Source organism: Dehalococcoidia bacterium (assembly GCA_035310145.1).
Classification (GTDB): Bacteria; Chloroflexota; Dehalococcoidia; order CAUJGQ01; family CAUJGQ01; genus CALFMN01.
This window is the reverse complement of sequence record DATGEL010000017.1, coordinates 32,837-51,952: the sequence shown is the minus strand read 5'-3', so window position 1 is coordinate 51,952 and position 19,116 is coordinate 32,837. Positions and strand designations below refer to the sequence as shown.

Sequence of the window (19,116 nt, the reverse complement as noted above, 5' to 3'; positions counted from 1 at the left end):
CGATGAGCTGCACGCATGCTCACTCGGCCGAGGCGAGGCCGTTACGGTAGGCGAAGGCGGTGGCGTCTGCCCGGTTTACCGCGCCGATCTTGCTGTAGAGGTTGGTGACGTGGCGCTCGACCGTGCCTTCGCTGATCACCAATCTGGCCGCGATCTCGTGCGTGCTGCAGCCCGCGGCGATGAGCTGCAAGACCTCGCACTCGCGCGGCGAGAGTTTGGCGCCGGCGGCGTCGGTGGTCTGTGCAACCTTGCCATCCTGTGCGCCAGCGCCGGCAACGAAGGCGGCGATCGCTTCGAATATCTGCGCCGTTTCCGGCTCTTGCGGCTGCGGAATGTGATTACGGCCGGCCAGCGGCAAGAACGTCGCGCCGGGAATCGTCGCGGCCAGCTCGCGGCCAAGGTCGAAGGGAACGCCCTGGTCATCGCGCCGGTGGATCACAAGCGTTGGCACACAGATCGATGGGAGCAGGCTGCGAACATCGATGGTGGGCAGTGACGCGATGTACGCGGCGGCCGCGGCTGGATCGATCGAGACGCGCTGCAGCTCGTTGAACCAGTCGTAGAAGGCGCTGTCTGCATCGGGGTGGAAGAGGGTGGCAAACAGCTGGCGCAGCGCGGGGCTGTTCTGGCCCCACAGGTGCCGCACCAGCATCTGCAAGCCTTCGAACTGCTCCAACGATGCGGGGTCGAGTCGTTGGTGCGCGAGTGCGCCATACAGGACGAGGTGGCTCACCCGTTCGGGGTGTGCCGCCGTGTAGGCAATCGCGGTGTAGCCGCCGTCGGAGCTGCCGACGAGGGCGAACCGCTCCAGCGCCAGCGCGTCCACGACCGCGGAGAGGTCCGCGATACGGGCTTCCAGGGTGAAGTCTGTAGCCTCGCGGTCGGAGAGGCCGATGCCGCGCATGTCATAGCGCACAAGCCGGTGGCGGCCGCCCAGGTGCCGCACCCACGGCTGCCACAACGGCCCGCCGCGCTCGAACTCCAGGTGCGTGAGCCAGCCGAGCACGCGCACGACCGGATAGCCCTCGCCGCTTGTGGCGAAGGCGATGCGCACGCCGTCTGCGGTTGTGCAGTAGCGGATCGTTTCCTGCATTGCGTCGTAGTATAGCGCGGTTGCAGGGCAGTTGGCGGCGCTGCAATGCCCGCATGCGCCGCGAGCGCGGAAGGCACCGGCCGCCGCTGCATCGCGGCGGCGCTCATGCCGACTCCGGTAGGCGCGGCAAGGCGGCAGCTTCGAGACGAAGCCGCCGCCCGTCGCGCCGCCATCGCGGCGTCTCACCAATGGCTACCAGGTGCGTTCTGCTAGCGCAGATCGATCACCTGCGCCGAGACCCCGTCTGCCGCGGACATGTAGTCGTTCAGCACGCTGCCGGCATCGGCGCTGCTGACGACGATGGCGAACTGCAACGCGGGCACGCCGCCTGTGGCGCGGATCGCGTTGTCCGCTGTCAGGCCCGTTTCCAGGTCGTTGGCGTCTGCCTGCGTGTTGACGATGTAGAGCGCCAACTGCGGCGCCGTGGCGCTGGTGTCGGTCTGCGCCAGGGCACGAAGCGTCAGCGGCGCCAGGGGCGTCAGCGTAGCGCTGGCCGCGTTGGCGGCGTCGATCGCCTCGGCCTCGCCGCCGCGGGGAATCGGCTGACTCGCAGCCGCCGGTTGGGCAGCCGTGATTTGCGCCGCTTCGGCCGCCGCTTCCTGGCGCAGGTGCGCCTGCTGCACGGCGTCCGTCACCGGCCCGTTGACCACGGCGCCGATCGGCTGACTGGCGGCGGCGACATCTGCGGGAGCCACGTCGGTGCCCGCGAAGCCGCCGGAGTTCGGGATCTCCCAGCCGCGGCCGTTCGTGGCCAGGGCGCTGTGGCCACTGCCGCTGTTGTGCTCGTGGATCCGCCAGATACCGATGCCCAGGCCGGCCGCAAAGGCGACGAGCGCCGCGGCGGCTAACCACCAGGGCAGCCATGTCCGGCGGGCGGCGCCACGGGCGGGGGCGGCGGGGGTTTGCGTGCTCATCTCATTGATCCTTGCTGAATGGTGCGCGAATACGCGGGTGCCCGCGCCATGCGCGGCGGCGCGGTCCAGGGCTCTCCCGACCCAGCTTCATCTTCACGGCGACTCCTTTCGGGCTGGCTCCGCGCCTTGCGGTGCGAAGGCTCTGCACCAGGGAAACATGGCCGGACCCGCTGCCGGCGGAGGGATGGGCCATGTTCCTCTGCACGCATCAACGAAGGCATTCAACGTTTTCTGCTGACGCGCTCACGATTGATGCTGTTACGCATGATCTCGTGCACGGAATGCAAGATAGTTGTGATCCGCCGCGCGCTGCCGTCGCGGAAAGCCCGCATTTCCGTGCAGGGGCAGCATCAACGGGGAATGAGGAAAGCCCGTAGGCGCTACGGTTGCGAGGAACGGTCGAGGCCGTGGCGGAAAGCATAAGCCGTGGCCTCGGCACGATTCGCCGCGCCGATCTTCCTGTAGAGGTTGGTGACGTGGCGCTCGACGGTGCCCTCGGCGATGGTCAACGCCGCGGCGATCTCGCGTGTGCCCTTGCCCGCCGCGATCAGCCGCAGCACCTCGGCCTCGCGGACGCTTAGATGATGCGGCGGCAACGCCGCCACTGACTGCTGGTCAGGGGGCGCGTCATGCAGCCACCGCTCCGCTTGCGCCTGCCGCAGCGCCGCGGCTGCCGCCTGGCCGGGCGAAAGCGCCCGCCCCGCCGCCCAGAGGGTATTGAACGCTTCCTCACCGAGACGTGCCTGCACGAGCTGCACGTCTTGCTCGTAACGCGCCTCAGAGCCCGGCCAGTGGGGCGCGTGGCTCGATTCACGGACCGCCGCGGCCGCTCCAATGATCCCGGCCGCCTGTTCGAATCGCTGGTCCAGCCTGCACAGACTGGCCCACCCTTCCAGCGCTGGGACGAGGAAGTAGGCGCTGCCCAGCTCGCGGGCGAGCGCGAGGCTCTGCGCGAAGCACGCCGTCGCCGCGGGCAGATCCAGACCATTTAGGGCGACGTAGCCGAGGCCAAGGCGGGCGAATGCTGCATTTCCCTTGTCATCCAACGCCGTCGCCAGCGCCAGGGCCTCGGCGAAGCGTGCCTGCGCCGTGCGGCCGTCGCCCTGCTGAAGGTCCAACGCTCCGGTCTGGTTAAGGACGCGCGCAAGCAGGTGACTGTCCTCGCTCGCCCGCAGCAGCGGTTCGCTCTCCGCAAAGAAACGGTGCGCCGCTTCTCGCTCGCCGGTGAAGAGGGCCACGTAGCCACGCCCGGACAGGGCTCCGCCGAGACCGCGCACATCGCCTGCCGCGCGCATCAGCGCTACCACCTCATCGCCCGCCGCGCGTGCCGCTTCGAAGCGTGACGTGTCACCCTGTGCGGCGATGTTGCTGCTGAACCAGCCCAGCGCCATAACCAGCCACCAGCCACGATGGCCGCGTTCGCGAAAGGCCGCGACACTCCGCCGCAGTGCGTCTTCGGCGTCGGGGAGCCTGCCTTGATTCGCACGCATTACCCCGAGCACACACAGGCCGCGCGCCCGCGCCAGCATGTCATCCGTTGAGCTCGGCTGCGCGAGCAACGTCTCCGCCCAGGTGGCTGCTTCGGTGAAGACCGCGCGCAGCTCCCAATAGTCGATCAAGGCACTCACGATCCGTAGGCCGGTCTCGGTCGCGCCGTGCTCGACCGACCATGCGAGCGCCGCGCGCGTCTCCGCGAGTTCGCGGTCGATCCGCCGCAACCAGTCGGCGGCGCGCGCGCCCTGAAGGCCTGCTTCGGCGCACTCGGCGAGCGTAAGCAGCCACGCGGCGTGGCGTTGCCGGAGGGCATCGTATTCCGCGGAAGCGGTGAGCTGCTCCAGGCCGAAGTCGCGAATCGTGGCCAACATGTGAAAGCGCGGCTCGGCCGCGGCGCCCGGCTGGCGCACGAGCAGATGCTGTTCCACCAGCGCTGTGACGCCGCTCAGCGCCGTCATCTCGTCGGGCGCGTCCGGCAGGCAGACGGCGGCGACGGCTGCAAGCGTGCAGCCGCCGGCGAAGACGGCGAGACGGCGGAAGAGCGATTGCTCCTCCGGACTGAGCAGGTGATAGCTCCAGGCGATCGTGTCGCGCAGGGTTTGCTGGCGTCCCGGCAGGTCGCGCGGGCCTGCGGTGAGTACGGCGAGCGCATGATCCAGCCGTGCCAGCAGCGCCGCCGGCGGCAGCACACGCACACGGGCGGCTGCTAGCTCGATCGCCAAAGGCAGCCCGTCCAGCCGGCGGCAGATCGCGGCAATGCCGGCCGCGTTCGCCGCCGTGAGCGCAAAGTCGGGGCGCACGGCGCTCGCCCGCGCACAGAACAGGGCCACCGCGGGCGATTCGGCCAGCGCCGCGGTCGCCGTTTCGCCCTCCGCCGGCAGAGCGAGCGGAGGAACCGGGAACTCGTGTTCGCCGGAGAGCCGCAGCGCCGCACGACTGGTTGCCAGCACCGTGAGCGTGGGCGAGACGGCGAGCAGCTCCGCCACCAGCGGCGCCGCGGCGAGCAGGTGCTCGCAGTTGTCGAGCACGAGCAGCAGCGGCTGCTCGCAGTGGCGCAGGTGGGCCAGCAGCGTTGCCAGCAGCGGCTGACCGCCCGCCTCTCGGACGCCCAGCGCCGTGGCGATCGTGGCCGCTACCAGCGCCGGGTCTGCCACGGGCGCGAGCGAGACGAAGACCACGCCGCCGGGAAACTCCTCCCGCACGCCGGCGGCGAGGGCGAGCGCCAGCCGCGTCTTGCCGGAGCCGCCGGCGCCGGTCAGCGTCAGCAGCGCGATCTCGTCGCGCCGCAGCAGCGACCGCGCGGCGGTCAGCTCCGCCTCGCGGCCCAGCAAGGGCGTGGGCGGCCGCGGCAGTGCGGCGCCGGGCGCAGCGACTGCCCCGCTGGCGGAAGCCTCATACGGCCGGCCGGCGCTGGCGGGCATAGCGTAGCGCTCCAGCGTGCTTGTCGTGGCTGTCCGCCAGGTGTCGGCCGTTGTTTGGATCGCCGGCGGCGGCTGCCTGGCGTGGCAGCATCGTCTGGTTGCGTGTCATCGTAACACCGCTGACTCGACGGCGATGCTGAGCGCCGGCGCCGGGAGACGGCTCTGCCGCCTCCGACGCCGGCTTGGTGGAGTGCGCGGCAGCTACGGCTGCCGCAGATCGACCACGCTCACCTGGAACTGCGGGTAGACGCTTTGCAGGTCCGCCTGCGTATCGCCGCCGCCGTCGTCCACGACGACGACCGTCTGCTGCGGCGCCACAGCATTCGCTGAGGCGATCGCCGCCGCATCGTCCAGCTCGCCCTGGACGGCCTGCCGCTGATCCTCGCTGGCGACGAGGTACACGGTCAGGGCGGGCGACGTGGTGACGCTGCCGGTGGCGGCGTCTGCCGGGAGGTCTTCGCCGACGCCCTGGCGCTGGGTCGCGGCCGCCGGCCGGCCGAAATCGATCGCCTCAGCCTGGCCGCCACGCGGCTCAGCAGCCTGAGCGCCGACGACCGCACCGCTGTTGACGCTGTCGACGGCCCCGTCGCTGACGAAGGGAGCGCCGCTGGCGCCGCCGGCCACGCTGCCGGCCACGACGGCGTGGTGGCCGCCGCTGTTGTGCTCGTGGATCTGCCAGATGCCGATGCCCAGGCCGGCCGCGAAGGCGGCGAGCGCCGCCACGGCCACCCACCAGGGCAGGCGCAGCCTGCGAGCGGCGCCGCGGGCGGGGACGACGGGGGTTTGTGTGCTCATCTCAGTGTTCCTTCTGTTGCCTGGTGATTGCCACGGAAGCCGCCGGGGCACGTGCCCCGTGCCTGGATGGCCGGAATCTGCTCGGCGCGAGTGCGCTCTCCAGCGCTGGCTCCTTTCTGCTGCGCCCTGCTCCCTCACGCTGTTGCGGCCATGCGGGATGGAGCCTTCTGCCCGACCGGCCCGGCCGCGCCTACCGCCGGCGGGCAGCGCGGGCCATGGTTCGGTATCCATATCAACGGGGGCCGCGCGCCGATTCGTGATTCGCTTCAGAAATTCGCCGAAGAAAATGATCTGCAAGAACAATGCGAGCCCGCGGCTCCGCCGCACCCACGGGCCGCGGCCCTTCAGGCGCGCCGGCGCGCTTCGATACTCAGATCGGAGAGATGGGACGGAACGCGGTGAGGCTGCGGGAAAGCGAACGCGCATGAGCGGGTTGACAGCCACAACGGGCACTGAACGCCTGGAGCGCGTGCTGCAGCAGCACGCCCTGATCCGCTCCTGCGGCGGCGGTTTCGCCCAGGCGATGCCGACGTTTGCCGAACTGTGCGCCGCCTACGATCTCCCCCTGGGCGGCGGCCAACCGGATCGCCGCGCCGAGCCGGGGCGTTCCCAGAGCGAGCAGCTCCCCCTGCGCCGGTCCGCATAGGCGCCGGGCCGATCTGCTCGTGCGGCTCGATACGCTGCCCCGCGGCTGCGGCGCCTACGCGGACAGGTGCTCGCGGAAGAAGGCGAGCGTGCGCCGCCAGGCGTCCTGCGCCGCTTCAGGCTTGTAGGCCGACGCGCTGGTGTCGTTGAAGAAGGCGTGGTCGCAGCCGGGGTACACGTGCAACTCCGCCTGCTTGCCCAGCGCCTGCAGCCGCGCCTTGAGCGCCTGCACCTGCGCGGGCGGCGTCCACTGGTCGTGCTCGGCGAAGATGCCGAGCAACGGCGCCTGCAGCCGCTCGATCTGGGAGTCGCTGCCCTCGAACACGCCGTAGAAATCGACGCAGGCGCCGAACGCGCCGGCATTGTGGCAGGCCTCGTACAGCGCCAGCCCGCCGCCCATGCAGAAGCCGACGATGCCCGCCTTCTGCCCGCCGGTCGCCTCGTGCGCCAGCAGATAGCGCACCGCGCCGTCCAGATCCTTCGCCGCTTCCTCCAGGCGCAGCGCCATCATCAGCTTGCCGGCCTCGTCCGGCTCGTTCGCCGCCGTGCCGTGATAGAGGTCCGGCGCCAGCGCCACGAAGCCCTCGCCCGCCAGGCGGTCGGCCAGGTCCTTGATGTGCGGCACCAGCCCCCACCACTCTTGCACGACGATCACGCCCGGATGCCGCCCGCCGCCATCAGGACGCGCCAGGTAGCCGTCCGTCTGCTCCCCGTTCCGCGCAAAGCTGACCATCTGCCCTGCTGTCCCTGCCATCAAGGGCCTCCCGCACTCCGACTCTTTGCCGCACCGTGGGCGCACGCATCGCCCAGGGCGCGGCGATCCGTTGCGCACTCTAGCGCATTCCGGCTCGTGCCGCGTACCACGACCGTGCAGCGGCCAGCGCCGGCGTAATCCCCGCGCAACACGAACGTCTTCGCAGCGTCATGTGCGCACAACAGCGCGGTAACCTGGCGCGGCTAGGCTGAAAGCGGAGCGGCGCCAGCGCGCCAACCCCGTGCAGCGATCAGCGCCAGGGCGGAACGGCGATGACGAGTCTTGCCACGGTCGAGCCCATCTACACGATCGCAACCGGCGCCGGCCGGAGCGAGGCCGGCATCGCCGAGCTGCACCCGCCGCGGCCGCTGGCGCAGCAGGAGCGCATCGAGCGCCGGCGGGCGGCGTTCGCGGCGCTGGGCGGCGCCGTCCGCCCCCTGCTGGCGCGGCTGGGCGGCGTGCCCTTCAGCACGCAGGAGCTGACCGTCTACGACGCGATCTACGCGGCCACGCCCGAGATCGGCGGCTTCTGGACGCTGGCCAACCGCCGCTTCGGCCTGCTCAGCCACCAGATCGCCTCCTACAGCGTGGCCCTCGCCTTCGACGAGCAGGACCGCCCGCGCTGCTTCGTGATCGACGCCGCGATCACCGTGAAGACCGAGGACGCCAGCCCGGCCGCGCTCGCGGCCGGCATCGAGCAGGCGCGCCGGGCCGGCCCGCTGCGCACCGCCGCCCGCCACGCCTTCCCCGGCTTCGCCCTGTAGGAGGAAAGAGGAACGAGGAAATAGGAAATAGGGGACGTTCCTCTGTTTCCTGCCCTGGAACCTGTCACCTGGCCAGCAGGGTGTCGCGGCCGCGGCGCGAAGGGCGCGTGGCCTCCCCCCGGCCCCCTCTCCATTTCATGGAGAGGGGGAGTTCTTGGCTTCGCGCTGCGACCTACGCCCTACGCCCTCTTCCTTGTTCCCTGTTCCCTCCCCGTGTGCTACCACCAGACCAGCGATGGCTGCACAAAATCAAGGCACCAGGGCGGTGCGGGAGGCGAACGGTGGGCTTCAAACTCTCGGTCGGGGTGAACTGGTCGGGCGGCGACCGCGACGCGGCCTTCGATCGCGTGCGCGCGGCGGACGAGGCGGGCGTGCATTCGGTCTGGGTGGCCGAGGCCTGGGGCTACGACGCCGTGCCGATGCTGACGCAGATCGTGGAGCGCACAACGCAGATCCAGGTGGGCACGGGTATTTTGAACATCTTCTCGCGCACGCCCGGGCTGATGGCGCAGACCTTCGGCACGCTCGATGCGCTCTCCGGCGGGCGCATGATCATCGGCCTGGGCACGAGCGGCGCCAACGTGATCGAGCATTTTCATGGCGTGCCCTTCAAATACCCGCTGGCGCGCATGAAGGAGTACGTCGAGATCATCAACATGCTCATGCGCAACGAGAAGCTGGTCTACAACGGCAAGATCTTCAAGCTCAACCGTGGCTTCACGCTGCGCTTCGACGTGCCGCGCCCGCACATCCCCATCTACATCGCCTCGCTTACGCCGAAGAGCGTGGAGCAGACGGCGCAGATCGCCGACGGCTGGCTGCCGATCTGGACGCCGCTGCAGAACATCGCCGCCGAGGTGCGGGCGTTCCGCGCGGCGGCGAAGGCGGCGGGGCGCGACCCGGCCGCGCTCAGCGTGCGGGCGCCGGGCAGCATCGTGCTCACCGACAGCAAGAACGTCGAGCGGGCGAAGCAGGGCGTGGCCGGCGGCCTCGCCTTCTACGTGGCGCGGATGGGCACGTTCTACTACGAGCACGTCTCGCGCCTGGGCTACGCCGACGAGGCGGCGGCGATCAAGAAGGCGTTCGACGAGAGCGGCTCCGGCGCGGCCACGGCGCTGATCTCCGAGGATCTGCAGCAGGCCGTGGGCTTCGTCACCGACTCGGTGGACGCGGCGCGCGAGCGGCTGGCCGCGCAAGAGGCGGCCGGCATCGATCTGCACGCGCTCGAGGTGCAGGCGGAAACCCCCGCCCAGATGCAGAAGCTCTACGAGCGGCTGGTCGCCTGAGGCGGCGGCCTGAGCACACGAAGGGCGGGCCATCGTTGCGGATGGCCCGCCCTTCGTCGTTGACAACGCCGTGTGCGCCAGCGCTCAGCGCACGCCGTACAGCGGATGGACCGGGCGTTGCAGCAAACGCCAGGGATCCGCCGTTGATGTCATCAGTATCAACGATTGCGCCGATTAAATCTGCCCGCCGCCGCGAATATTGTTGTGACTCCGCATAACGACGCGTGCAAGGACCGAACGGCTCAAGGGCTGAGCCGATTCTCGCGCTCGCCCCCATCCTCGATGACGTTCAGGACGTTCAGATAGAGCAGCGTCGCTTCCTCGATCGCGCGGAAGGCGTCCTGCACCGTGTCACCGCAACTGGCCACGCCCAGCTCGTCGCAGTACGCGGCGAATTGGCCGTCTTCGGCGCGAACCCGAAACGTGAGCAAGACATAGCCGAGCATGGCGGCTCCTCGCGCCGAGGGGCAACTTTCGGTGCGGCCAATTTTACACGATCAGGTTCACGTCGCCGAACTCGTGCCAGAGATAGCCCGCGGCCAGCGCCTGCCGGTAGGCGGGGCCGAGCAGCGCCGGCGAGACGAAGGCGCTGAGCAGGTCCAGGTGGCTGGCCCGCGGCTCGTGCAGGCCCGTCAGCAGGCCGTCCACCGCCCGCAGCTTGTGCGCGGCGGAGATGTAAAGGCCCGTCGTGCCGGCGGCCGCGTGCACGCGACCGCCGGCGTCGGCCACCGTCTCCAGCGTGCGCACCACCGTCGTGCCCACGGCGATCACGCGGCGGCCGTGCGCCCGCGCCTCGTTCACCCCCGCGGCCGCCGCCGGCCCGATGCGGTAGTGCTCCTCGTGGCCCAGGCGCAGCGCATCCAGCGCATCGTCGCGCACGCTGCTGAGGCCGGTGTGCAGGGTGATGAACGCGGTCTGCACGCCGCGCCGGCGCAGCGCCAGCAGCAGCTCCCAGGTGAAGGGCCGCCCGGCGGAGGGCATCTCGACCGAGCCCGGCTCGGCGGCGTAGACCGTCTGGTAGTCCTCGATCGGCAAGATCTGCGGCACGTAGGTGTAGCGCACCGGCTCGCCGGCACGGTAGACGCGGTCTAAAAGCTCGGCGCCGGCCGCGTCGAAACGCAGCCGCCAGAGCCAGGGCACATCGGGCCTGCGCTCGCTCACGTCGGCGTGCAGCCCCGCACGGAAGGCGATGCGCTTTCCGGCGTGCTCGCCGCCGTGCGGCAGCAAGAGCGCGTCCCAGGTGTTGGCATCGAGCTGCCGCGCCAGGCGCACCTCGATCGGCGTACCGTCCCCGAAGGTCCCGGGCAGCAGGGCCGGCAGGGTGCGGCTGTCGTTGAAGACGAGCAGATCGCCGGGCTGCAGCAGCTCGCCGATGCGGTCGAAGCGCGTGTGCAGGGTGGCGCCGCTGCGGCGGTTGAGCAGCATCAGCCGCACCTGGTCACGGCGCAAGCCGCGCCGCTCGGGCGGACCGGAAGCCTCCAGCTCGTGCGGGAGGGTGAAGCTGATGGGCGGGGCGGCCTCACCCCCCGGCCCCCTCTCCAGCAAGGCTGGAGAGGGGGAGATTGTGGTGGGAAATTGATTGGCGCGGTGGATGAGGGCGGGGTCGTGGCGCCGGCGGGCAGTTTCGAGGTGACGAATCTCTTCGTTCACGTAGCCGTCGAGTGTGGGCAGGCTAAACATGGCTGGTCTCCGTTTGTACTCCTGATGCCGCCAGCTCACGCAACTCGGCGAGCGCGGCGCGATCCTGCGCCTCGAAGCGACGGCCGTTGACGCGGCGCGGATCGGCCCGCGCCAGCAGCGCCAGCGCCGGCGCGATCGCGGCTGGATCGGCCCACTCCTCGGGATTTTCGTCCGGCTCGGCGTCGCGGTGCATGACGGTGTTCATCGAGCCGGGGTCGATGGCGGCGATGCCGACACCGGTGCCTTCCAGTTCGGCCGCCCAGACGCGGGTGAGCTGGTCGAGCGCCGCCTTGGAGACGCCGTAGGCGCCCCAGTGCGGATAGCCTACGGCGGCGGCGTCGGACGTGACGTTAATGATCAGCCCGGCGTCGCGCGCCAGCATCTGGCCGGCCAGCGCCCGCGTCAGCAGGAACGGTCCGAAGAGATTGGTCTCCAGCGCCGCGCGGAAGCCCTCCACCGGCGTGTCCAGCAGCAGCGGCAGCGGCAGCGGTCCCAGCGTCGAGGCGTTGTTCACCAGCAGATCGACGCGGCCGAAGCGGCCCAGCGCCTCCGCCGCCAGCCGTTCGACATCGGCGCGGTCGGCCACGTCGGCCGATACGGCCAGCGTTTCGGCGCCCAGCGCCCGTGCCTGTTCGGCCACACGCTCCAGCTCGGCGCGGCTGCCCTCGCGGCTGGCGAGCACCAGCTTCATGCCCGCTTTCGCCAGTTCCAGCGCCAGCGCGGCACCCAGCCCGCGCGAGGCGCCGGTAATCAGCGCCACGCGGCCGTGCAGGTCGCCGTCGCGGTTCGTCTTCTCGGTCATCGAATTCCTCCAGCGGCGGCGGTGGCCGCCGCGCACTCTTCGTGTGCTGCATGAAGTTGCGCCGAACCTGGCTCCGCGGCCATCGCCCTGTGCGCCCGCAGCAGAGCAGCAAGCGCAGAGAGCGGCACGTGGCGCAGCTCCGGCGGCAGCGCCTCGGCTTCCATCAGCGCCGCCTCGGCCGCCTGGATGAGCAGCGCTTCGCCCGAGCGGACGGCGGCAAGCGCCAGCGCCCGCGGTTCCGGCGCGGGCTCGCGCGCCTTCAGCAGTCCGCGGTCCGGCGTGGGTGAAAGCTCGGCCGCGACGCCCAGCCAGGCGGCCAGGGCCGGGGCGCCGCCGATCTCCGCCAGCCGGCGCACGGCATGGGCGGCGATCAGCCCCGTGGCTTCATCAGCATTCGGCCGGGCATGCAGGCGCAACGCCGCGGCCACGCTCAGCGCGTCGACCAGCGCGGCGAAGCGCAGGCCGCCGGCGAGCGCCTGCCGCGCCGGCTCCAGCGGCGGCTGCCCGAGGCAGCCCGCCCATCTCGCCGTCTCGCCATCGCGCGGCGGACGGGCGTTGCCTGCCGCCCAGGCATTCAGGCCACCGCGGGCCGCGCTGCTTGCCCAGGCGATGCGTTCGGGCGCCGCCGGCATGCCAAGCAGCAGGCTGTGCGCGGTGAGGCGCAGCCCGCGGACGGATCTGTGGTCGAGCCGCGGTTCAAGCTCCAGCAGGTGTTGCAGCAGCGTCACCGCCCGCGAGGTATCGGTCCGCGTGCCGGCCAGTCGAGCCAACGCGGTGATCGACGGCCGGCGCCTGCCGCGCCATGGCTGTACTGCTGCCGGCTCGGCGTTCGGCGTCGATACCTCGGAGATGAGGCGGCGGGCAGCGCTGGCCACTACGGCGGCGTGCTCGTTGGCGGGCAGGTAGTCGCGCAGGTAGAAGACCGCGTTCAGCGGGGCGAGCACCGCGAGCGCCGTGGGGTTGAGTCCGCCGCTCGTCCCGGCGACAACGGCCCGCAGCGCCGCGTCGTAGGCGGCGTCGGCCGCATCCGTTGTCTCGTTCTTCGCTTGCTCTGTTCGCGCTGCCATCGCGCCGTGCCTCGATCGGGCGGGCCTTACAGGTGGTTTCAAAACCGGCTCGAGTTCCCGCTTGTAGGTGTGCGATCGCACCTGAACGCTGGTTTTGAAACCATGTCTTAGATTCGCCCAATTCGATCGTAGACGCCGCCCTCCGACGCGACGACGGCCGAAGGCCACGGCGGGCCACTCGCAAAGAGACCGGCCACCCGGCCTGTCCTTGTGGACAGGCCGGGTGGCCGGCGGCGTGGACGGGTGCGCGGCGCGTCAGGCGTGCTGCGCGGCGACCTGGCTGAGATAGCTTTTCAGCTCGTTGGCCAGCAGCAGGCTCACGTGCTCGGGCGCCAGGCCGGCGGGCACGCTGGTGACGCCGACCACGCCGTGGCGGCAGCTCGTGCAGGCGCCGCGCCAGGCGTAGCGCACGGTATCGCCCTCCAGCGCGTGCACGGCGCGGTCGGTGATGGCAGCGGCGGGGTGACTGCAGCGCATGCAGGCCCTCCTGAACAGGTGTCCACGCCGTCTTCTGTCGACGGTCGCGGCGAAGCGTGGTGGGTTGCTTGCATGGTACCGGCTGGAACGCTGGGCGCAACGGCGTGCGCCGGCGGCACGCGAGCTGCATCTGGACCGGAGACATAAACTGCCCGGCGGCGCGCTGCACCGCCTCCCTCGCGCTTGTCAGGCCCCAACCCTGCTGTTACGCTATAACAACGCTTCCGGCGAAGCGACGAGGACGCGCATGCAGCAGCGCCGCTACGACGACGCAGGCGAGGAGCCGCGGCCGGCGCCCGCGCGCCCGCGCCTGCTCAGCGATGCCGACTTCGGCGACGCCGGCATGCAGAGCGGTACGACGAACGCCGTGCGCGACGGTGCCGGCGGCGAGGCGCCGGCCGTGCCGCAGCTCTGGCAGGCCGCCCTCGGCCAGTTGCAGATGCAGGTGACGCAGCCGATCTACGAGATGTTCCTGCGCGAGACGCAGGGCCTGCGCCTCGCCGCCGGCATGCTGACCGTAGCCGCGCCTTCGGACTTCGCCACCGAGTACCTGGCGCTGAAGCTACGCCCCACCATCCGCCAGGCGCTGGCCCAGATTGCGGGCGAGCCGCTCGACGTGACCTTCGAAGTGCTGGGCGCGCCCGGTCCAGCTCAGCCGGCGCCGCTTGCTGCTGGCACGGCCGCGCAGCCGGCCTCCGAGCCGGCGAGCAGCCTCTTCGGCGCCGGCGACGGCGGCCGCCTGCGCGACACCTACACCGATGCGCCCTACGCGCCGCCGCGGCTGAACGAGCGCTACACCTTCGAGACCTTCGTGGAGGGCGACAACAACCGCCTGGCGCTCGCCGCCTGCGTCGGCGCCTGCGAGCGTCCCGGCCAGACCTACAACCCCGTCTTTCTCTACGGCGGCGTGGGCCTGGGCAAGACACACCTGCTGCACGCTATGGGCCACGCGCTGCTCGCCCGCGGCCTGCGCGTGATCTACGTCACCTCCGAGCAGTTCACCAACGACATGGTGGCCGCGATCCGCTCCGGCCGCAACGAGGAGTTTCGCAGCCGCTACCGCAGCGCCGACCTCTTGCTGATCGACGACATCCAGTTTATCGCCGGCAAAGAGGGAACGATGGAAGAGTTCTTCCATACATTCAACGACATGCACGCGCACGGCCGCCAGATCGTGCTCACTTCGGACCAGCCGCCGAAGAAGGTGACCGGCCTGCAAGACCGGCTGATCTCGCGCTTCGAGTGGGGGCTGATCGCCGACATCCAGCCGCCCAGCCCGGAGACGCGGCTGGCGATCCTGCAGGAGAAGGCGCACGTCTCCGGCCGCGGCGTGCCGGAAGACGTGCTGGTCTTCATCGCGGACCGCAACCGCGAGAACGTGCGCGAGCTGGAAGGCTCGCTCAACCGCGTGATCGCGTACGCCGACCTGACCGGCGGCGCGATCACGCTTGACCTGGCCCTGAAGGCGCTGGGCGAGGCGCCCGCCGCCACGCGCCGCCGCGCCCCGCAGCCCGAGGAGATCCTCGACGCCGTGGCCGAGTACTACGGTGTGAAGCAGACGCAGCTCGCCGGCCAGGGGCGCGACAAACGCATTGCCCACGCCCGCCAGATCGCGATGTACCTGCTGCGCGAGGACGCCGGCCGGCCGCTGACCGAGATCGGCCGCATCCTCGGCAAGCGCGACCACACGACGGTGATGTACGGCAGCAAGAAGATCGAAGACGCCCGCCTGCTCGACCCCGAGCTGCGCCAGCAGCTCGCCGACCTCCGCGCCGCGCTAGGGAACAGGGGTTAGGAAGTAGGGAACAGGGATTAGAAGGAGCGATTCCTCTTCAAACGAACTACTTCCTGCCTACCCCTCTCCAGTTCCCGGAGAGGGGGCCAGGGGGTGAGACCACGCCGCTTGCCTCATCATGGACATCGCCGAAGACGGCGAAGGGCCGGCGCAGCGGCATCGAAGGCCGCGGGCTGTGCGCCGTCGCGCCGATCGCCGCGGGCGAGTTGGTCGCGATCAAGGGCGGGCACATCATCGACCGCGCCACGCTCGACGCCAAAGCCGCGCTGATCGGCGACTCCTACATCCAGATCGCGGACGACGCCTTTCTCGCGCCACTTCTGCCCGAAGAGGTCGAGCGCGTGATGCTCTTCCTCAACCACTCCTGCGAGCCGAACGTCGGCGTACGCGGCAACGTGCTCTTCGTCGCTATGCGCCCGATCGCGGCCGGCGAGGAGCTGACAAGCGACTACGCCATGATCGACGACGAAGACGGCGAGTTGACCTGCCGCTGCGGCAGAGCAAGCTGCCGCGGCACGATCGGCGGCCGCGACTGGCGCCGCCCCGAGCTTCAGGCCCGCTACGGCTCCTATCTCTCCGCCTACCTGCTGGCGAAGCTGCCCGGATCAGGGAACAGGGAATAGAGAATAGGAGGGCGGTCCTCGGTCTCTCCAAACAACTCAATCTACAGCTTCCCCCCTCTCCAGTTCCTGGAGAGGGGGCCAGGGCCAGAGCGCAGCGCGACCGTCGGAGACTTTGAATGAGGCCGCGCTCAGCCGCCGAACAGCCGCCGCAGCCAGCCGCGCGGCTCCTCCGTGCTCGCCGCGCGCAGGTCGTCCTCGCGCCGCTCGCGGGCCAGCTCGTCCTGCGGCCGGGCCTGCGCCGCCGTCACGGGGCCCTGCGCCATGAAGATCGTCGTCACGCGCACGTCGGGGGCGTAGACGCGCGGGTCGTCGCTGATGAAGGAGACGCCGCCATCGCGCCAGCCGCGCAGCTCGCGCGCCGCTTCCGATGTCACCGCGATCGTCAGATCGACGCTGCCCCGCCGCGGCATCTCCAGCTCCGGCCGCGACACCTCCAGCCAGGGCGAGCAGGTCGCGCGCAGCGTCACGGCAAAGGGCGCGTCGCTGTGCAGGGTGACAATGCGCGCCGGCGGCCGCTCCACGCTGATGACGGCGAGGTTGAAGGCGCCGGGCGCGGCGCGCACGATGTGCTCGGGCGGCGCCTCGGCGCCCTCGTGCAGCCCCCAGTTGTTGCCGCGGAAGTAGGGCCGCTGCCCGCGGCCGGCGCCGTGCGCGGGCGTGGCGCCGTTGGCGGGCGCCGCTGCCGCCAGCGTCGCGTCGTAGGCGCGGCGCCGCTCCGGCGCGTTCAGCACCGCGAACGCCTCGTTGATCTCCTGCATGCGCTGCGCCGCCGCCAGGTCATGCGGGTTATGGTCCGGGTGAAAGCGCTGCGCCAGTGAGCGGTAGGCCGCCCGGATCTCCTCGGCCGACGCCGAGGTCTCGACCCCCAGAATCGCGTACAGGTTCTCCACCCGGCCTCACCTCGCCTCCATCGTACGACAGGCTTCGGCCCTCATCCCCGTCCCTTCCCCCAATCCTGGGGAAGGGCGATCCTGCGGCGGGGGTTCCGGAGCCGAGTCGGGTGAGTCAAGCGCCGTGTGGCAAGGCTGCTGCCGCGAAGGACACGCGGGGTGCACCCTGACCGGCGCCCGCAGCGTTTCGCCTTCAGCCCCGGACCCCCGCGCCATGATCTCCCCTTCCCCTAGTATTGGGGGAAGGGGCTGGGGGATGAGGGCTCACGGCGCTACGCCGCCCCCTGGCCCTCCAGCAGCGCGATCGCTTCGCCAAAATCCTCGGCGGCCTGGTCCAGCTCCGTGCGCGGCACCGCGGCGGGCAGCGCCGCGGCGTAAGCGTCCAGCCGCTCGCGCGTCTGCCGCAGCGCGGCCAGCAGCGCCTGGTGCTCGCCCGGCCGGGTGTCGGGCACGCAGATCGCCGCCTCGCTCAGCGCCTCGCGCACGGACGCGGTGGAGACGGCCAGCGCCGCCGGCGCCGTTGGCAGCACGAAGTGCCGGAAGCGGCCCCAGGCGTGGTTGCCCGCGTCGAAGGCGGCGATCGCCTCCGCGAGCGTTGCCTGGGAGAGCGGTGGTCGCGGCGGTTGCTCACTCATGCGCCGATTGTATGGCGGCCGGGCGTGGCGCTCAGCCCTCCTGCCCGGCGTAGGCCGGCGCGGGCACGGGAGTGTAGGTGTAGTCGCTCTTGATGCACTCGTTAAAGTAGACGCCGAGCGACGGCGCCCGCAGCAATCCCTGATAGACGCGCCGCGGCACGCGCAGATAGCGGTAAACGTGGCCGTTGTTGAACTCGACCTCGAGCACGCCGCCGGCGGGCTGGAAACCGACCGATTTCAGACTCTCTGAGGTAACTGGTTGCCGTCGCATGCCGATCGCTCCGTGCGGCTGCCGCGCCGTGGTGCGCGGCGCCCGCTTCCAGTGTCGGCTGCCGCGGGCGGCTGCGCATACACCGTGCGGGCGAGGGCGCGGCGTCAGCTCAGCGGCACCACCTGGCCGGCCTCCACCCAGGCCCACTCGAAGGCGGCGAGGCCGGCGAGCGCCGCCAGCGCCCCGATGGCCAGCAGCGCGCCCGCGGCGCCTGCCGAGAGGTAGAGCAGCGCCGCCAGCAGCGGCAGGGCCGCGCCGCAGAGCACGGCGCCGAGCCAGAACCAGCGGCGGAAGCGGCCGAAGGCCAGCTCGTGCGCGGCGCGGGCCGCATCGGCCGTGGCATGACGGCTCACGGCCTCCGCCAGCGCCAACAGGCCGGTGGCCAGCGCGCCCAGCGCCAGCGCACGCGCCAGCGGCAGCAGCGTCTCGCGCCCCTCGCCACCGAGCAACGCGGCGATGATCAGCAGCGCCGCCCCGCCCGCGACGGCGGCGGCGATCAGGTGCGGCAGGAAGAGGGTGCTCTGCCAGAGGTCGCGCCCTTCTGCCTGCCCGAAGAGAAAGCCGGTGTAGCCCGCGGCCGCGATCGCGCTCAGCCCGCTCAGCCACCAGAAGACGGGCAGGGCGCCGCGCGCCCCGGCCAGGTTCAGCAGGAACCAGAGGCCGGCGAAACCGCCGAAGGCGATCAGACACCAGGCGCCGCGCACCAGCCACGAACCCGGATTGGGCTTGAGCAGCAGGTAGAGGAAGCGCTCCGGCCGCTTCAGATCCCAGACCAGCAGCCCGGCCGTCAGCGCGGTGAAGACGACGGCCAGCGCCGGCGCCGCGCCGTCCAGCAGCCAGGAGCGCGGCAGCAAGCCGAAGGCGAGCAGGAAGGCGGCGACCAGCGCCGCGCCCGCGCCCACGCCCTTCGTCCAGAGGTACGCCGCGACCTTCCAGCCCCAGGGCTTGGCGTGTGTCACGTCGTAGACCTTGCGGCCGACGGCGCCCGCGGCCGTGCCGTAGGCGGACGGGGCGGGCTGGATGGGAATCGGCGCGGCGGCCGGGCGCTCGGCCCAGAGATAAGCGCCGTCGTCGCGCAGGGCGCCGGGCTGCAGCGCGATCTCGTCCACGCCGACGTAGAACAGCTTGGGCCGCGTGCCCTGCTCCGGCTTGCGCACGGCGACTTTCTGCCGCCCCACGATCTGCGCGATGCGGCTCTCCGGGTCGTCAAGGTCGCCGGGGATGATCGCGTTCACCGGGCAGACGACCACGCAGGCCGGCTCCAGCCCGCGTTCGGTGCGGTGGGCGCAGTAGTTGCACTTCGCCGCCGTGTGCGTGTTGGGATCGAGATAGATCGCGTCGTAGGGGCAGGCCTGCATGCAGGCTTTGCAGCCGATGCAACGGCTGTTGTCGAAGTCGACGATGCCGTCGGCGCGGCGGTAGAGCGCCCGCGTGGGGCAGATCGTGGTGCAGGGCGCGTTGTCGCAGTGGTTGCAGCGCAGCACGGCGAAGTGGCGCGAGGTATCGGGAAAGCGCCCGCGCTCGACGTACTGCACCCAGGTGCGGAAGACGCCGACGGGCACGTTATGCTCGGCCTTGCAGGCCACCGTGCAGGCGTGGCAGCCGATGCAGCGGGTCTGGTCGATGACGAAGCCGTAGCGCACGCCGTGCCTCCGCGGGGGGTGCTTCCGAGCATACGCGAAGGGGCAGGGCAGAGGGTATGGGGCAGCG

At 71.0% G+C, this 19,116-nt stretch carries 19 protein-coding genes; 5 read left to right on the top strand and 14 right to left on the bottom strand.

The annotated features are described in order from the left end of the window. Window positions 1-19: 19 nt before the first annotated feature. From VKV26_03410 to VKV26_03395, 4 genes are all read right to left on the bottom strand, one after another. On the bottom strand, window positions 20-1,093 hold the full coding sequence (locus VKV26_03410; protein ID HLZ68938.1) for an alpha/beta fold hydrolase: 1,074 nt from the start codon (window positions 1,091-1,093) through the stop codon (window positions 20-22). 209 nt (window positions 1,094-1,302) lie between these two features. Then, on the bottom strand, window positions 1,303-2,007 hold the full coding sequence (locus tag VKV26_03405) for a hypothetical protein (protein ID HLZ68937.1): 705 nt from the start codon (window positions 2,005-2,007) through the stop codon (window positions 1,303-1,305). A gap of 380 nt (window positions 2,008-2,387) precedes the next feature. Next, window positions 2,388-4,922 (bottom strand): LuxR C-terminal-related transcriptional regulator, encoded by a 2,535-nt coding sequence (locus tag VKV26_03400; GenBank protein ID HLZ68936.1) that lies wholly within the window; start codon window positions 4,920-4,922, stop codon window positions 2,388-2,390. A 201-nt stretch (window positions 4,923-5,123) separates the two neighbouring features. Further along, window positions 5,124-5,717, bottom strand: coding sequence for a hypothetical protein (locus VKV26_03395; protein ID HLZ68935.1), 594 nt, complete (start codon window positions 5,715-5,717; stop codon window positions 5,124-5,126). A gap of 424 nt (window positions 5,718-6,141) precedes the next feature. Here VKV26_03395 and VKV26_03390 point away from each other — a divergent pair, with 424 nt between their 5' ends. Beyond that, entirely contained in the window at window positions 6,142-6,363 is a 222-nt protein-coding gene (locus tag VKV26_03390) for a hypothetical protein (GenBank protein HLZ68934.1), read from the top strand. A 54-nt stretch (window positions 6,364-6,417) separates the two neighbouring features. Here the strand turns inward: VKV26_03390 and VKV26_03385 are convergent, their stop codons facing one another. Then, window positions 6,418-7,116, bottom strand: coding sequence for a dienelactone hydrolase family protein (locus VKV26_03385; protein ID HLZ68933.1), 699 nt, complete (start codon window positions 7,114-7,116; stop codon window positions 6,418-6,420). Window positions 7,117-7,388: 272 nt separating this feature from the next. Here VKV26_03385 and VKV26_03380 point away from each other — a divergent pair, with 272 nt between their 5' ends. Both VKV26_03380 and VKV26_03375 read left to right on the top strand, forming a co-directional pair. After that, on the top strand, window positions 7,389-7,880 hold the full coding sequence (locus VKV26_03380) for a hypothetical protein (GenBank protein HLZ68932.1): 492 nt from the start codon (window positions 7,389-7,391) through the stop codon (window positions 7,878-7,880). Window positions 7,881-8,161: 281 nt separating this feature from the next. Then, entirely contained in the window at window positions 8,162-9,166 is a 1,005-nt protein-coding gene (locus VKV26_03375; protein HLZ68931.1) for an LLM class flavin-dependent oxidoreductase, read from the top strand. 242 nt (window positions 9,167-9,408) lie between these two features. On the opposite strand, the gene VKV26_03370 is transcribed toward VKV26_03375, so the two are convergent. From VKV26_03370 to VKV26_03350, 5 genes are all read right to left on the bottom strand, one after another. Further along, window positions 9,409-9,612, bottom strand: coding sequence for a type II toxin-antitoxin system HicB family antitoxin (locus VKV26_03370; protein ID HLZ68930.1), 204 nt, complete (start codon window positions 9,610-9,612; stop codon window positions 9,409-9,411). 43 nt (window positions 9,613-9,655) lie between these two features. Continuing rightward, window positions 9,656-10,846, bottom strand: a complete 1,191-nt coding sequence (locus tag VKV26_03365) for an S-adenosylmethionine:tRNA ribosyltransferase-isomerase (GenBank protein HLZ68929.1) — start codon at window positions 10,844-10,846, stop codon at window positions 9,656-9,658. Beyond that, entirely contained in the window at window positions 10,839-11,648 is an 810-nt protein-coding gene (locus tag VKV26_03360; GenBank protein HLZ68928.1) for an SDR family oxidoreductase, read from the bottom strand. The genes VKV26_03365 and VKV26_03360 overlap by 8 nt, the downstream gene beginning before the upstream one ends. Further along, window positions 11,645-12,715 (bottom strand): hypothetical protein, encoded by a 1,071-nt coding sequence (locus tag VKV26_03355; protein ID HLZ68927.1) that lies wholly within the window; start codon window positions 12,713-12,715, stop codon window positions 11,645-11,647. Before VKV26_03355 ends, VKV26_03360 begins: the two co-directional genes overlap by 4 nt. Window positions 12,716-12,970: 255 nt before the next feature. Continuing rightward, window positions 12,971-13,192: a hypothetical protein gene (locus VKV26_03350; GenBank protein HLZ68926.1), complete on the bottom strand. Its 222-nt coding sequence runs from the start codon at window positions 13,190-13,192 to the stop codon at window positions 12,971-12,973. Window positions 13,193-13,439: 247 nt separating this feature from the next. On the opposite strand from VKV26_03350, the gene dnaA reads away from it, so the two are divergent. Both dnaA and VKV26_03340 read left to right on the top strand, forming a co-directional pair. Next, window positions 13,440-14,987, top strand: a complete 1,548-nt coding sequence (gene dnaA, locus VKV26_03345; GenBank protein ID HLZ68925.1) for a chromosomal replication initiator protein DnaA — start codon at window positions 13,440-13,442, stop codon at window positions 14,985-14,987. A gap of 29 nt (window positions 14,988-15,016) precedes the next feature. After that, window positions 15,017-15,610, top strand: coding sequence for an SET domain-containing protein-lysine N-methyltransferase (locus tag VKV26_03340; GenBank protein HLZ68924.1), 594 nt, complete (start codon window positions 15,017-15,019; stop codon window positions 15,608-15,610). 128 nt (window positions 15,611-15,738) lie between these two features. Here the strand turns inward: VKV26_03340 and VKV26_03335 are convergent, their stop codons facing one another. From VKV26_03335 to VKV26_03320, 4 genes are all read right to left on the bottom strand, one after another. After that, the gene (locus tag VKV26_03335) at window positions 15,739-16,500 is read right to left on the bottom strand and encodes a J domain-containing protein (protein HLZ68923.1); all 762 of its coding nucleotides are present in this window, start codon (window positions 16,498-16,500) and stop codon (window positions 15,739-15,741) included. Between the two features lie 272 nt (window positions 16,501-16,772). Further along, window positions 16,773-17,135: a hypothetical protein gene (locus VKV26_03330; protein ID HLZ68922.1), complete on the bottom strand. Its 363-nt coding sequence runs from the start codon at window positions 17,133-17,135 to the stop codon at window positions 16,773-16,775. Window positions 17,136-17,166: 31 nt separating this feature from the next. After that, window positions 17,167-17,406: a KTSC domain-containing protein gene (locus tag VKV26_03325; GenBank protein HLZ68921.1), complete on the bottom strand. Its 240-nt coding sequence runs from the start codon at window positions 17,404-17,406 to the stop codon at window positions 17,167-17,169. A 104-nt stretch (window positions 17,407-17,510) separates the two neighbouring features. Continuing rightward, on the bottom strand, window positions 17,511-19,049 hold the full coding sequence (locus VKV26_03320) for a 4Fe-4S dicluster domain-containing protein (GenBank protein ID HLZ68920.1): 1,539 nt from the start codon (window positions 19,047-19,049) through the stop codon (window positions 17,511-17,513). Window positions 19,050-19,116 lie beyond the last annotated feature (67 nt).